The organism is Mesorhizobium sp., assembly GCF_005063415.1.
In the GTDB taxonomy this organism is placed as follows: domain Bacteria; phylum Pseudomonadota; class Alphaproteobacteria; order Rhizobiales; family Rhizobiaceae; genus Mesorhizobium.
Window position 1 is genome coordinate 13,053 of the sequence record NZ_SUEG01000139.1, and the last position, 213, is coordinate 13,265.

Genomic DNA, 213 nt, shown 5'->3' on the forward strand with positions numbered 1-213 from the left:
GCCGCTCGACCAGCGTCGGCAGGTTGTTGTCCAGCCAGTCCTGCAGCATGGGCCGCAGCATCTCCTCGGCCATCTCGTCGAACGTCTTCTTGCTGCGGCTGGCAAACGCGTCGGAAAGCTCGCCGAAGGCGGCGGCAACCTGCCGACCCGTATGCTCCGAAAGGATTGCCGGACGTGCAGGCGGCGCCTCGCTGGCCGCCGGACGCGCCAATC

Annotated in this window: 1 protein-coding gene; it reads right to left on the minus strand. The window is 68.1% G+C overall.

The window, feature by feature from the left end:
• The coding region (locus E5W70_RS25880) for a DUF2497 domain-containing protein (protein ID WP_292663827.1) at positions 1 to 213 on the minus strand (213 nt) is incomplete at both ends.